The sequence below is a fragment of the Pseudomonas sp. NPDC086251 genome, from assembly GCF_044746405.1.
Lineage (GTDB): Bacteria > Pseudomonadota > Gammaproteobacteria > Pseudomonadales > Pseudomonadaceae > Aquipseudomonas.
The window spans coordinates 1-13,872 of record NZ_JBIVBY010000033.1; the positions used below are offsets into that span (position 1 = coordinate 1).

The 13,872-nt window shown below is 59.5% G+C and carries 14 protein-coding genes and 1 pseudogene; 5 read left to right on the forward strand and 10 right to left on the reverse strand.

The window, feature by feature from the left end; translation table 11 throughout:
* Positions 1-406: pseudogene (locus tag ACIPL2_RS28470) on the forward strand (ribonucleoside-diphosphate reductase subunit alpha); the annotation flags it as partial.
* Between the two features lie 263 nt (positions 407-669).
* Here the strand turns inward: ACIPL2_RS28470 and flgE are convergent.
* The 6 genes from flgE to ACIPL2_RS28500 form a co-directional block, all read right to left on the reverse strand.
* Positions 670-1,992, reverse strand: coding sequence for a flagellar hook protein FlgE (flgE, locus tag ACIPL2_RS28475; protein WP_401362203.1), 1,323 nt, complete (start codon positions 1,990-1,992; stop codon positions 670-672).
* A 31-nt stretch (positions 1,993-2,023) separates the two neighbouring features.
* Positions 2,024-2,746, reverse strand: a complete 723-nt coding sequence (gene flgD, locus ACIPL2_RS28480) for a flagellar hook assembly protein FlgD (protein ID WP_401362206.1) — start codon at positions 2,744-2,746, stop codon at positions 2,024-2,026.
* A 15-nt stretch (positions 2,747-2,761) separates the two neighbouring features.
* Positions 2,762-3,205: a flagellar basal body rod protein FlgC gene (gene flgC / locus ACIPL2_RS28485; RefSeq protein ID WP_007937507.1), complete on the reverse strand. Its 444-nt coding sequence runs from the start codon at positions 3,203-3,205 to the stop codon at positions 2,762-2,764.
* A 3-nt stretch (positions 3,206-3,208) separates the two neighbouring features.
* Entirely contained in the window at positions 3,209-3,616 is a 408-nt protein-coding gene (gene flgB / locus ACIPL2_RS28490; protein WP_059404870.1) for a flagellar basal body rod protein FlgB, read from the reverse strand.
* 360 nt (positions 3,617-3,976) lie between these two features.
* Complete coding sequence (cheR, locus tag ACIPL2_RS28495; protein WP_149417395.1) at positions 3,977-4,804, reverse strand: protein-glutamate O-methyltransferase CheR; 828 nt, start codon at positions 4,802-4,804, stop codon at positions 3,977-3,979.
* A 46-nt stretch (positions 4,805-4,850) separates the two neighbouring features.
* Positions 4,851-5,783 (reverse strand): chemotaxis protein CheV, encoded by a 933-nt coding sequence (locus tag ACIPL2_RS28500; protein ID WP_059404872.1) that lies wholly within the window; start codon positions 5,781-5,783, stop codon positions 4,851-4,853.
* 82 nt (positions 5,784-5,865) lie between these two features.
* On the opposite strand from ACIPL2_RS28500, the gene flgA reads away from it, so the two are divergent.
* The 4 genes from flgA (at position 5,866) to ACIPL2_RS28520 (ending at position 8,510) form a co-directional block, all read left to right on the forward strand.
* On the forward strand, positions 5,866-6,627 hold the full coding sequence (flgA, locus tag ACIPL2_RS28505) for a flagellar basal body P-ring formation chaperone FlgA (protein WP_401362217.1): 762 nt from the start codon (positions 5,866-5,868) through the stop codon (positions 6,625-6,627).
* 197 nt (positions 6,628-6,824) lie between these two features.
* On the forward strand, positions 6,825-7,151 hold the full coding sequence (gene flgM, locus ACIPL2_RS28510; protein ID WP_401362220.1) for a flagellar biosynthesis anti-sigma factor FlgM: 327 nt from the start codon (positions 6,825-6,827) through the stop codon (positions 7,149-7,151).
* 51 nt (positions 7,152-7,202) lie between these two features.
* Positions 7,203-7,670, forward strand: a complete 468-nt coding sequence (locus tag ACIPL2_RS28515; protein WP_059404875.1) for a flagella synthesis protein FlgN — start codon at positions 7,203-7,205, stop codon at positions 7,668-7,670.
* A gap of 93 nt (positions 7,671-7,763) precedes the next feature.
* Positions 7,764-8,510, forward strand: coding sequence for a flagellar brake protein (locus ACIPL2_RS28520; protein ID WP_401362224.1), 747 nt, complete (start codon positions 7,764-7,766; stop codon positions 8,508-8,510).
* 65 nt (positions 8,511-8,575) lie between these two features.
* Here the strand turns inward: ACIPL2_RS28520 and ACIPL2_RS28525 are convergent, their stop codons facing one another.
* From ACIPL2_RS28525 to ACIPL2_RS28540, 4 genes are all read right to left on the reverse strand, one after another.
* Entirely contained in the window at positions 8,576-9,952 is a 1,377-nt protein-coding gene (locus tag ACIPL2_RS28525) for an MFS transporter (protein WP_401362227.1), read from the reverse strand.
* Between the two features lie 70 nt (positions 9,953-10,022).
* Complete coding sequence (locus tag ACIPL2_RS28530; protein ID WP_401362375.1) at positions 10,023-11,264, reverse strand: glutamine synthetase family protein; 1,242 nt, start codon at positions 11,262-11,264, stop codon at positions 10,023-10,025.
* Between the two features lie 200 nt (positions 11,265-11,464).
* The gene (locus tag ACIPL2_RS28535; RefSeq protein WP_401362230.1) at positions 11,465-12,157 is read right to left on the reverse strand and encodes a sensor histidine kinase; all 693 of its coding nucleotides are present in this window, start codon (positions 12,155-12,157) and stop codon (positions 11,465-11,467) included.
* Positions 12,154-13,758, reverse strand: a complete 1,605-nt coding sequence (locus ACIPL2_RS28540) for a response regulator (RefSeq protein WP_401362233.1) — start codon at positions 13,756-13,758, stop codon at positions 12,154-12,156. The genes ACIPL2_RS28535 and ACIPL2_RS28540 overlap by 4 nt, the downstream gene beginning before the upstream one ends.
* Positions 13,759-13,872: the final 114 nt, after the last annotated feature.

Below are 13,872 nucleotides of genomic sequence, written 5' to 3' on the forward strand. Positions count from 1 at the left end.
CTACGACGGTTCGGTGCCGCAGATCGAGCGCATCCCGCAAGAACTCAAAGAGCTCTACGCGACCGCGTTCGAAGTGGATACCAAGTGGATCGTCGACGCGGCCAGCCGTCGTCAGAAGTGGATCGACCAGGCGCAGTCGCTGAACCTGTACATCGCCGGCGCTTCGGGCAAGAAGCTCGACGTGACCTACCGCATGGCCTGGTACCGTGGCCTGAAAACCACTTACTACCTCCGTGCCCTGGCCGCGACCAGCACCGAGAAGTCGACCATCAACACCGGCAAGCTGAACGCTGTTTCCAGCGGCGGCAACCACGGTGAAGATTCGGTCCTGGCAGCACCTGCCGGCCCTGCTCCAGTGCCAAAGGCCTGCGCCATCGACGAGCCGGATTGCGAAGCTTGCCAATAAGCTGAGCCGGTAACACAAGAACCCCCGACAGGTCTCTGGCTTGTCGGGGGTTTTCTTTTGCCTTGAGGAATATGACGGCAGGTCTGACGCCTTCGCGGGCAAGCCTCGCTCCTACAGATGAAATCAAACCTGTAGGAGCGAGGCTTGCCCGCGAAGAGGCCGTCCCCGGACAACACAAAATCCTGGTCCCTGACAAAAATCCCAGTCATAAAAAAGCCCCTCGATCGAGGGGCTCTTGGTGAAGCGCTAACCACCCACCCGCATCAGGTCATCTGAATGATGGTCTGCATGATGGTGCTCTGGGTGGAGATGGTCTTGGCGTTCGCCTGGTAGTTGCTCTGGGCCTTGATCAGGTCGACCAGTTCGTTGGTCACGTTGACGTTGGACTCTTCCAGGGAGTTGGAAGCGATCGAACCCAGGGTGCCGGTTTCCGGTGCATCGTAGCCCGGGATACCCGACGCGTAGGTTTCTTTCCAGCTGGTGCCGCCCACCGGCTGCAACCCTTGTTCGTTGGTGAAGCTGGCCAACGAAATCTGGCCAATAGGCTTGGTCTGGTTGTTGCTGAAGTTGGCCAGCAACACACCGCTGCCGTCGATGGTCAGGTTGGTGATCTGGCCAGTGGCGTAGCCATCCTGCGTTGGAATCGAGCGCGCGGAGTCGGCATTGTATTGCGTGGTGTTGGCCATCGAGATGGTCACGCCCGCAGGGTTGGCGCTCGCACCGTTGGCGGTCCAGACGCCGTTGGTCACGGAACCCGGAACCCAGGTGGTGACCTTCAGGTCACTGCTGATGACCGGAGCACCTGGCGGGGCCGGAGTGCTGACCTGGACCAGCTTGCCAGTCGAATCGAAAGTCATGGTCGAAGGGACCGGCGCTGTCGGCGCGGTGGGCAGACTGCCATCCGGGTTACGACCGTCAATCAGGGTGTAGACATCCCAGGTGTTGGCGCCCGTCTTGACCATGTACTGGTCCATGACGTGCTTGTTGCCCTGGCTGTCATACACCGGCGTGCTGAACGGCTTGGTGTACGTCTCGACTTTGCTCGGGTCGAACTTGTTGGCGGGAACGGTTTGATCGATCACCGCCGCAGTTGAGTTCAGGTTGATCGTCGACGAAATGAGGCCGGTCGCTTTCGGCGCCAGGTTGGAGGTGTCAATGCGCAGGTCGGTCAGCACACCGTTGACGATCTTGCCGTTGGCATCCACACCGTAACCCTGAAGGCGCGAGGTGCCGTCGGTGTTGGTGACGAAACCTTCCTTGTCGACCTTGAACGTACCGGCACGGGTGTAGGACAGCGAACCGTTGTTGTTCAGTACGAAGAAGCCGGAACCGTTGATGCCCATGTCCAGCACGTTACCGGTGTTGTTGATGTCACCCTGGGTAAACTGCTGGGAAACGTTGGCCAGGCGCACGCCACTGCCGGTGGTCTTGCTGCCCGAACCCAACTTGGTCGCCGAGTACACGTCTTCGAATTCTGCACGGGACGATTTGAAACCGGTGGTCGCCACGTTGGCGATGTTGTTGCCGGTCACGTCCAGTTGTTTGTTGGCTGCATAGAGACCGCTAAGGCCGATATTGAAAGACATATTCCACTCCTTTGTGCCGTGTTAGTCGGCTCTATATACCAATGGTTTGAACTTTGGACAGGGCGACGCTGCCCAGCCCGGCCAGGTTGAGCATCAACTCACCGCCGGTCTGGCTGATGGTCACGCTGTTGACGGTCGCCGGCAGATTGGTGACCAGCGCTGCGCCCTGACCATCGATCGTGGTCGTTGCCCCAAACGTGTAAGTACCCGATGCGACAACGTTGCCGGCATCGTCCTTACCGTCCCAGGTGAAGCTCGAATTACCGGCTTTCTGGTCTTCCAGCTTGATCGTGCGGACCGTTTTGCCGTCCTTGTCGGAAATCGTCAGGGTGGCTGACGCCACCGACTGCGGTATCGCCACCGAACCGGTCAAACCCTTCGTTGTGTCGACCACCGCCTTGTCGCCCGGCGCGATGACCGAACGGCCGACCAGTGACGAAGCCTGCAACGCCTGGGACGAGTTGTAGTTGCCGGCAATCCCGGACACGGTCTCGTTGAGCGTGGTGATGCCTTCCAGGCTGCTGAACTGCGCCAACTGCGCGACGAACGCGCCGTTGTCCTGCGGCTCCAGCGGGTTCTGGTTTTTCAGCTGCGTCACCAGCAATTGCAGGAACGCGTCTTTGCCCAGGGCCTTTTTGCCGCTGGCACTGCCGGCGGCCGATGCGAGGCTATCGTTATTGGTGTTGGTCTTGATCGAGGAGTTGGCCAGGATATCCTTGAGGCTCAAACCACCGGTCGTATCGGTAACACTCATCTGAGTCGCCCCTTATCACTGACCGAGGGTCAGGACCTTTTGCATCATGGTTTTGGCGGTGTTCATCATTTCGGCGTTGGTCTGGAACGAACGGCTGGCGGAAATCATGTCGGCCATTTCTTCCACCACGTTGACGTTCGGGTAGTAGACGTAGCCCTTGGCGTCGGCAGCCGGATGGTTCGGCTCGTAGCGCGCTTCGAGGTTGCTCTGGTCTTCGACCACGCCCAGCACTTGCACGCCTTGACCGGCGGCGTCCTGGTTTTGGAACAACGAATCGCTGCCGCCGCTCTGGCCGCCCTGGAACATGGTGGCGAACACCGGGTGACGCGCACGGTAGGTCTGGTCGATGCTCGACGAAACGGTCTCGGCGTTGGCGATGTTCGAAGCAACGGTGTTCAAGCGAGTGGTCTGGGCACTCATGCCGCTACCGGCAATGTTGAAAACGCTGGACAGGGACATGACTTACTCTCCACGCAGGGCTGACACCAGCCCTTTGAATTTGCTGTTGAGCAGGGTGAAGCTGGCCTGGAAGTTGACCGCGTTTTCCGCGTAGTTCGACTGTTCCAGCTGGGCGTCCACGGTGTTCTGGTCAATCGACGGTTGCATCGGCGTGCGGTACAGCAGCGACTCGTCGCCATTGCCCAGGCCTTGCGCTTCGATATGACGGCTGTTGGTCATGTTCAAGGCGAACGTGCCGTTTTTGGTTTTCTCGCTCTGCTCGGCGAGCACTTTCGAGAAGTCCAGGTCCCGAGCCTTGTAGTTCGGGGTGTCGGCGTTGGCGATGTTGTTGGCCAGGACTTCGGCACGCTGGGCGCGGAAGCCCAGGGCTTGTTCGTGGATACCGAGCGCTTTATCGAAGCTGATGCTCATGTCGGGAAACCTTCGGGTGACCTGATTTTTCGTAACAGAGACATAGCAAGCGTCGTGCCAATTCAAAAAAGCCCGTAAACCGGGGCTTTGCGGGCAGTGGTAAAGCGGCAATGCCAGAAAAGCGGCAACCGATTTCCGCTGGCTGCCGCTTTTCTGCCGCTTTCCAATGAACAACACCTTTCCCTGTAGGAGCGAGGCTTGCCCGCGAAAGCGTCGGGGCAGTCAAGATGATGTTGTCTGACACACCGCTTTCGCGGGCAAGCCTCGCTCCTACAGGGGTTGCGGTGTTTGGGGGAAATCATCAGGCAACAAAAAACGGGAGCCCCTGAGGACTCCCGTTTTTTTGTTGCCGCCAACGATTCACTTCGCCTGGTAAATGATCCCCGGGCTGCACTGGACCATCTGGTAATGGTCCGGCAATCCGTTCAGCGCCTCGGAGGCACCGAGGAACAGATAACCGCCGCGCTTCAGCGTGCCGTGGATGCGCAACAGGATGTCTTTCTTCACCTCGGCGGAGAAGTAGATCAACACGTTGCGGCAGAACACGATATCGAACTTGCCGAGGCTCGCGTAGCTGTCCAGCAGGTTGAACGAGCGAAACTCCACCCGGCTCTTGATCGGCGCCTTGATCGCCCAGCGTCCCGGCCCTTTCGGGTCGAAGTAACGTTGCAGGCGCTCGGGCGAAAGACCGCGGCCGATGGCCAGGCTGTCGTACTCGCCGGTCTTGCAGTTGTTCAGCATGGTGCCGGACAGATCTGTGGCAACGATCTGCACACCCATCTTCAACTGGCCCATGTTGACCCGCTCGAACTCGTCGATCGACATCGACAGCGAATACGGTTCCTGACCCGACGAGCACGCCGCCGACCAGATCCGCAGGCGCTGGCCGGGAGCCGCCTTGATCGCTTCGGGCAGCACCTTGTTCTTCAAGACTTCAAACGGATAGGTGTCACGAAACCACAGGGTTTCGTTAGTGGTCATGGCATCCACCACCATCTCGCGCAAACCGCTGCGCGGCTGGGTCTGGATACGCTGCACCAGCTCACCCAGGGACTTGATGCCCTGCTGTTCCATCAGTTTGTTGAGACGGCTCGAGACCAGGTATTGCTTGTTTTCACCGAGCAAAATGCCACAGGCTTTTTCCAGGAAGACCCGGAACTGTTCGAAATCCAAATTACCCGTAGACAAAGATACCGCCTCTTAAATCGTGTTGACCGCCAGGGGCAAAAGGCCCCTAGCTGATGTCTGCTGCTTTGATCCGGTCGACTACCCGGGATGCCAGGTCATCAGGACGGAACTTGGCCAGGAAGTCATCGGCACCGACTTTCTTGACCATCGCCTGATTGAATACGCCCGACAACGAAGTATGCAGGATGATATGAAGCTTTTGCATGCGCGGGTCGGCGCGGATTTCGGCCGTGAGGGTGTACCCGTCCATTTCCGGCATCTCGATGTCGGAAATCATCATCAGGAACTCTTCTTCCGGCTTCTTGCCCTCGTCGACCAGTTTGCGCAGGTATTCCAGCGCTTGCCGACCGTCGTTCAACGCCACCACTTCGACACCGACCGTCTGCAGGCAACGCGTGACCTGCTTGCGTGCCACCGACGAATCGTCGACCGTCAGCACGCGCAAGGACAGCGCCTTGTGCTGGGTTTCGACATCCACCACGCCAACGGAAATCGCTTCCGGTGTCGGCGCCACTTCCGCCAGGACTTTTTCGACGTCGATGATTTCGACTAGCTGATTGTCGACCCGAGTCACAGCCGTCAGGTAATGATCGCGTCCCGTGCCCTTGGGTGGCGGATGGATCTCCTCCCAGTTCATGTTGACGATGCGCTCCACCGAGCGGACCAGGAAACCCTGGGTCTTGGTGTTGTACTCCGTGATGATCACGAAGGGATTGTTCTTGTCCTTCAAGGCGCCGGAGCCGGTCGCCATCGCCAGATCAAGAATCGGAATGGTCGCCCCCCGGATATTCGCCACACCGCACACGACAGGACTGGATTTTGGCATCAGCGTGAGTTTGGGGCATTGCAGCACCTCCCGAACCTTGAACACGTTGATCCCGTAAAGCTGCTGGCCGTCGAGACGGAACAACAACAGCTCAAGGCGATTCTGCCCAACCAGTTGCGTGCGCTGGTTCACCGCATCCATTACACCAGCCATGCACAGACTCCTACACCAACGCTTAAGTGTGTTGCGACGCGCATTCATCACTAAACGGCACGGCGCTTGCTTTTTAACTCTTATGAACACAGAACCGACATTTTCCCGACGCCTGACATCAATCTCCCGCAAATTGCTTTGCGCGATGTCGGCCGTTTGCCTGTTCAACGCTGGCAGCCCTGCCCTTGCTGACGCGGTTACCTTGCCTGACATGCTTATCGGCGTCACACAGGGCTTTCTTGAATTCACCGTAGAGGACTATTTGGCGACGAGTCAAACGGAAGGCCGTTACGAGATCCAGGTCAACCAACTCGATCCGCGCCTGCGCATGCCCATGTGCGACAAGGAATTGACAGCCACCCTGGAGAGTCCGGCCAAGCCACTGGGCCGGGTGACCGTCAAGGTTCGCTGCGAAGGCGCATCGCCCTGGACGGTCTTCGTGCCCGCTCAAGTCCGCCTGTTTCGCGACATCGTGACGACCACCCGGCCCCTGCGCCGCACCGGCATTATCGAGCCCGAAGACGTGACGTTGCGTGAACGCGACATCAGCTTGATCAGCCAGGGCTACCTGACCTCAGTCGATCAGGCGATCGGGCAGAAACTGACCCGACCAATGGTCGCCGATCAGGTAGTTACTCTGGTGCACATGGAACAGGCCGAAGTGATCAGCAAGGGCGACCAAGTGGTGATCACCGCGCGCAGTGGTACGCTCAGCGTGCGCATGCCGGGTGAAGCGCTGTCCAATGGCGGCCTGCGCGAACAGATCAGGGTGAAAAACCTCAACTCGCAGCGAGTCATCAAGGCGCAAGTCATCGCGCCCGGCCAGGTGGAAGTGGCCATGTAGCGACCTTCGTTCGCGGACGCCCTGCGCATGCGCCCTGTGCTCATGAAGAGATGGCGCACCGCCCGACTGTTGCCTAAACTGTGCCCCAGGCAGGGCAAGCGCTGGCGCGCGCAAGCTCATTGATAAATGGGCCTAAAGTTTTTCCGGGTATGGCCGAAAACATGGCAAGCGTCCAAATACCCAGAGGTTTTTTTATCATGGTCATCGATTTCAACCGTTTGAACAGTTCCTCATCACTGACGGGCAGTACACGTACCAGCGTTGCCAAGGAAACCGCCGAAGTCGGCAAATCCGCGCCGCTGAATACCCCGGCCGAACAGGCCAGCACCGTCAAAAGCGGGGAATCGGTACATCTCAGCAATGAGGCTCAACAGTTGCAGAAGGTCACTGACTCGCTGCGCGATCAGCCTGCCGTCGACAAAGCCCGCGTGGCCGAGTTGAAAGCAGCGATTGCCGATGGCAGCTATAAAGTCGACAGCAACCGCGTAGCCAGCAAACTGCTCAACTTCGAAGCCCAGCGCTAGGCCACCACGGTCTGCGCCAGGCTTTTGGACGCTTAAAACCCAAGGCCAGCCATGCACGACACTAATTTGCTGCAACTGATCACCGACGACTTCGCTCCAGCCCAACACTTGCTGCAGTTACTGCAAACCGAGTCCCTCGCCTTGCATGGTCGCGACATGCAACTGCTCGAAGACATTCTGGCGCAGAAGCAGGCACTGATCATCTTGCTCGAACAGCATGGCCGCAAACGCAGTGAAATCCTCGCCAGCCTCAACCTGCCGACCACGCGCAAGGGCCTTGAGCAACTGGCCGAGCAGTCGAGCATCGGCGAGCAATTGCTGGCACAAAGCGATGTACTGACCGACCTCCTGGCCCAATGCCAGGCCGCCAACGTCAACAATGGCCAGTCGATCATCATGCAGCAGGCCGCCACGGCCACTCAGCTGAAAATCCTCACCGGCGGTGAACCGCCAGCGCTCTACAATGCCAGCGGATCATTCTCCACCCTTGTGAAGCCGCGCCCACTCAGTCAGGCTTGAGCCGGCAACATGCGCACGCCCTATCAAGACGCGAAACATGCTGGCAAAATGCTGGCTAGCCGCAGTCAAATTTTGTCTGGAGATTGATGAACCGTGTCCAATGCCTTAAACGCGGACGATGCTCCGCAGCCACCCAAGGTGCTCAGCACGCCCCTGGAGATCTCCGGCAATCTTCGCCAGCTGCAAGAAAGCCATGACCCGCTGATCATTACGTTCAACGAGCGCAGCCAGCGCTTCCAGAGCTATCTGGTGGACATCGATCGTGAAGGCAAGACGATCGCCCTGGACGAAATGATTCCACGCGACGGTGAACGCTTCCTGCTGGCCGGCGAACCGTTCAAGGTCGAAGGCTTCCACGACGGTGTGCGCATTGCCTGGGAAAGCAACGGCCCGCTGAGCATCGACGAGTGCGGCGGCAGCCGCTGCTACCGTGGCCCATTGCCCGCCGAGGTGGTTTACCACCAGCGGCGCAATGCGTTCCGTGCGGCGTTGAAACTGGCGCAACTGGTCAACGTCGATCTGGACGGTGAAAAGCTCAAGGCACCGATCAGCGGCAAGCTGCTGGACATCTCCGCCACCGGCTGCAAGCTGCGCTTCGACGGCGACATCACCGGCAGCCTGCAACTCGGCCAGGTCTACGACCGCTTCGCCGCCGCCCTGCCCTTTGGCAAAATGACCGCGCCGGTCGAGTTGCGCTACCTGCACTTCGAAGAAAAGATCTCCACCACCTTCGCCGGCATCCGCTTTCACAACATGAGCGGCCTGGTGCAGCGGCAAGTCGAGCGGTTCGTCTATCAGCTTCAGCGCGAAGCGCGACGCTTCGACAAAGACGACATGTAGTTCGACACCGCCATAAAAAACGGGCAGTCCCTTGCGGTGACTGCCCGTTTTTTTATGCCTGGGATTTAAGGCCTGGCCTCGGTAAAACTTTGCTCGCGACCGGTGTCCGGATCGTCCGGAGGCAGATCGCTTTCGGCCACCGGTTCGGTTTCGGGTTCCGGGTCCGGCTCAGGATTGACCGGGTTCTGCATCTGTTCCTGCACCACCTGCTCATCGACACGCGGGTCGAGGCACGCCACCAGCGGCGAACTCGACATGCTGTCGGGCATGGCCACGTGATGCAGCGGTGCATCGTCGACCTGATGCAGGTTGGTGACTGCTTTCGGGCGAATTCGCCACACCAGCACCAGTGCGAAGAAACTGAAGAAGGCATACAGCATGTGGCTGCCGAACAGTTTCATCAGCACCCCGGCCACCAACGGCCCGATGCTCGCGCCCACGCCGTAGGTCACCAGCAGCATTGCCGTCAGGGACACCCGCCGATCACCCTCGACGTGGTCATTGGAGAACGCTACTGCCAGCGGATACAGGCAGAACATCACCAGCGAACAGAAGAACCCGGCAACAAACAAAACCTCCAGCGGTACTTGTTGCATGATTGCCAGCGGCAACGCGGTAAGGGCCAGGACCACCGCAAAACAGCGGATCAACAAGGCCCGGTCATAACGGTCCGACAGCCAGCCCAACGGCCACTGCACCAACAGTCCGGCGAAGATGCAGCTACCCATGAACAGACCGACTTGCTCGGTGGATAACCCTTGCTGCGAGGCATACAACGGTGCCAGGCCGTAGAACGAACCAATGATCAGCCCCGCCCCCAGCACCGTACTCAACGACTGCGGCACGCGCTTGATGAAGAAGCGCGGCTCCATCGGTGCCGGATGTAACGGCGCCGGGTGAATCCGCCGCGTCAGGGCCACCGGCACCAGACACAAGGCAAAGCACAGCGCGACCAGCATCAACAGTTCCAGGCCCAGCGCCGGGTGCATGACCAGAATCAGCTGGCCCAGCACCAGGCCCAGGTAGGAGGCGATCATGTAGCCGCTGAACACCGCGCCCCGCTGCGAGGCTTCGGCTTGTTCGTTGAGCCAGCTTTCGATGACCATGTACTGGCACATCATGCCAAGGCCGACGATGACCCGCAGGAATAGCCACGCCGGCAACCAGTCGACCAGGCCATGGCCCAGCACGGCCGCGCCGACAATCCCGGCGCAGGCCGAATAGGCCCGAATATGCCCGACCCGCGCGATCAGCCGATGGCCGATCTTGCCGCCCAGCACCAGGCCGAAATAGTTGGCGGCCATCAACGCACCGACCCACAGACTGTCGACGTGATCCGCCGCCAGGCGCAAGCCCAAGTAGGTACTCAGCAGGCCAGAGCCGATCAACATCATCAGCGAAGCGAAATAAAGCGCTCGAAAGGGTTTCCAGATTTGGCGCATCGGCGTTCCGAGCGGCTCCTTGCAGTGAGAAACGGGCTACCCGAAAAGATAGCTCCATAGATACGATGCGTCAGGCCTGGGCTGCTAAAACACGGCGTTCCCAGGGCGTAATTTCATCAAAGAAGCTGGTCAGTTCCAGGGTCTTCGTCGCGATGTAGCCTTCGATGAACTCGGAGCCAAACAGTTCCTTCGCCAATTGGCTACGTTTCAGACGCTCAAGGGCGGCATGCAAGGTACACGGCAGCGAAAGATTGTCCGGTACTTCGAACACACCCTGGATCGGCTCGCTCGGTTCCAGCTGGTGTTCAATGCCATACAATCCCGCGGCCAGGCTTGCGGCAATCGCCAGATACGGGTTGGCGTCGGCCCCCGGCAAGCGGTTTTCGACCCGACGAGCGGCCGGCGAACTGGCCGGAATGCGCAAACCCGCCGCACGATTATCGTGGGACCAGCAGGCATTATTCGGCGATGCATACGGATGGCACAAACGCTGATAGGAATTCACGTTCGGCGCGAACAGTGCAGTGAAATCCGCCATGCCGGCCTGCTGCCCACCGATGAAATGACGGAACATCGCGGTCGGTTTGCCGGCCTTGTCGCTGAACACGTTACGATCGGTGCCGATCTCGACGATGCTCTGGTGAATATGCATCGAACTGCCTGGCGTGTGCGCCAGTGGCTTGGCCATGCAGACCACGGTCAGGCCATGCTTGAGCGCGACTTCCTTGAGCAGGTGCTTGAATAAAAAAGTCTGGTCGGCCAGCAGCAGCGGGTCGCCGTGCAGCAGGTTGATCTCGAATTGGCTGACGCCCATTTCGTGCATGAAGGTATCGCGCGGCAAGCCCAGGGCCGCCATGCATTCGTAGACTTCAGTGAAGAACGGGCGCAAGCCATTGTTGGAACTGACGCTGAACGCGGATTGACCGTCTTCGCGACGACCGTCCAGGCCGAGCGGCGGCTGGAAGGGTTGAGTCGGATCGGTGTTCGGTGCGAAGACAAAGAACTCCAGCTCGGTTGCCACCACTGGCGCCAGGCCGAGGGCCGCGTAACGTGCGATCACCGCTTTCAATTGGCCGCGGGTCGACAGGTTAGAACGTCCACCGGTCAGTTCGTCGGCATCGCAAATGGCCAATGCGCGCGGTGGCTTGCTCCAGGGCAAGCGATGGATGTGCGCCGTGTCGGGCACCAGCGCCAGGTCGCCATCGTCGCTGCCGTAAAAACGGGCTGGCGGGTATCCGCCCATGATGCATTGCAGCAGCACACCCCGCGCCATCTGCAAACGCCGCCCTTCGAGAAAGCCCTCGGCGGTCATCACCTTGCCGCGGGGTACGCCATTCAAGTCCGGCGTAACACACTCGATCTCATCAATGCCCGTCAATCGCTCCGCGAGTGAACCCTGGCCACCGGTTGTCATGACGCCATCCTTTTTATTGTGCGAGCCGCGAACGGCGACCCGTACAAAATAGGCTCCGGCTGTTCGGAATTTCAAGCAGGCGCCAACAAAAAGACCGATCAGGGCAAATACAGGCTGAACACGCCGCCGCCCAACGGGCCGCCGTTGCTGATTTCGGTGCGTCCGCCGACGCCATTGCGCTGGTGCAGCGCAGCAATTCGCCCGGCAAAATACAAGCCCAGCCCGGTGCTGCCGCTGCTGTGATTGATGCCCTGCACGTAATCGGCCTGGCGCTCGATCATCTCGGGCGGGTAACCCTCGCCATCGTCGTTGATGGTCAGCACCAGTTGCCCGGCTTCATCGCTGACGCTGATCAACAGCGCGTGGCGGGCGTAGCGAATGGCGTTATTGATGCTGTTGGCCAGCACCGAAGCGATCAACTCCCGGTCGAAGAAACCCAGCGGGCTCAACGGGTCCACTTCATAGGTCGCCATAATCCCACGGCTGGCGAACACGTCCTGATGACAGGCCAGTTGCGCTTCGATGAAGTCATCCAGTTCATGGTAGGCCGGTTGCAACGGCATCTGGTTGACGCCGAGTTTGTACAACCCCAGCAACTGCACCAGCATGCCGTTGAGGTGGGCGAACTCGAACTCGATCACGCCCTGCTCCGGGGTTTGCCGCGTCGCGTCGGGCAACCGTGCCAGCCATTGGCTGTGGGCCTGCATTAACATGGCCAGGGAGTTCTTCATGTCGTGCACGGTGGAGGCAATCACCGTGGAAAAATCGAGTGCCTGATCGTTGTCGTTCATTCGCCAAACGCCTTGCTTCGCAGTTTCTGATAACGGGGAAAACGCGCATCGGTGTCAGGCATCAGGCCGACCATTTTCAGGCAGGTCCGACACTCTTCCATTTCCGCCGAAGGCACACTGGTGTCGGTGCCGTGCAGCAGCGATTGCGCCAGGTTCAGGGCGATGCTGATGTTCTTCGGTTGCAGCGCCAATGCTTTGCGGAATACCTCGCGAGCCTCCACCAGATTGCCAGTCTTGTACACCCGCACGCCCTGACGGTTGAGGTCGGCGGCCGCATTGCCGGAATTGAGGATGGCCGGGTCGTCGGTCAGCTTGGCGATGCCCTTCATCACCGTCGGGTCGTCGCCGTAGATTTCCGCGCAGTTTTTCAGCATCGAGGCGCCAGCGCTGGCCTGCCCGAGCATTTGCAATTGCTTGGCCACCAGCAGCGCCGCTTCGGCGCTCATGAACTGTTCCATGCCATCGAGGCGCATCATCGCTTGCTCGGTGAGCTTCTCGGCGGTCTCGGCATCGTTGAGCAGCAGGCTGGTAGCCTTCATCAGGCGCGCACGAATCTGCAGCCCAGGGTCGCTCGGGTTTTCCTTCGCCACCGCACTCAATGTCGTGTTGATTTCCAGTCGGGTCCGGGTGTCCAGGCCCTTTTCACTGCCTTTGCTGATCAGCGCGTGGGCCAGGCCGAGGTTGCTTTCCGCATCCTTGAAACGCGACTGGGCACCTTGGGACACAGCCTGGCGATAGGCTTTTGAGGCCGTTTCAAAATCTTCGTTGGTCATGGCCAGCTTGCCCAGCAATGCCTGGCGGCGCACCGCCAGCGGTGACAAGCGAATCGCCTCTTCCAACACATTCTGGGCTGCCTTGGTGTCCCCTTCGGCGACCAGTACGTCGGCCATGCCGTCGTAGAGCGCCGGCATCATCGGGAACACTTTCAGGGCTTTTTCGTAGACGCCTTTGGCCTGACTGACCTGGCCGCGCTTGAACAGCAACTTGCCGAGCCCGGCAAACGCCCACGGCAACGGTCGATCGGCAATGATGCTGTCGTAGAGCCGCTCCAGCGCCTCGTTCTGATTCAGGTCACGCAAGGCATCGGCGCGGTAGCGCAGGCACAACGGCGAATAGCGGATGTCTTGCTTGCACAGGGCGATGCAGGCATTCAGCACTTCCACCGGTTTGCCCCGGTCGAGGGCTTGCAGGATCGGCTTGAGCAAGGTTTTGCGCTGCTCCAGCCGTTCGAGGCGCTGGGCCAGGCCGGAACGATTGAAGGGCTTGGTCAGGTAGGCATCAGGTTCATGCTCAAGCGCGCTGAGCACCATGGCCTGGCTGGTTTCGGCGGTCACCATGACGAACACCGCTTCATGGCTGATCAGCTTCTCGATCATCAGGTCTTCGAGCACCTGCTGACCGTTCTTCTTGCCATCGCCGAGGTGGAAATCCTGCAGGATGAAATCGTAAGCCTTCTGCGAACACATGCGCAGCGCCGCCTCGCCAGTATCGGCGGTGTCGACATCCTTGACGCCGAGCTCGCGCAGCATGGACCGGACGGAACTGCGGAAATCCGAGAAATCATCGACGATCAAAAAACGCTTTTGGTGATACGACAGCATCGAGGATTTCCAGGCAATTTAAGAAGACCATTCAGGTTATCGGCCAGTAGTGGCGTTCCCTTGAAGCGAGGGGAGCGCAATTGTGCATTTGGCTGTCAAAGAATTTATACCCCG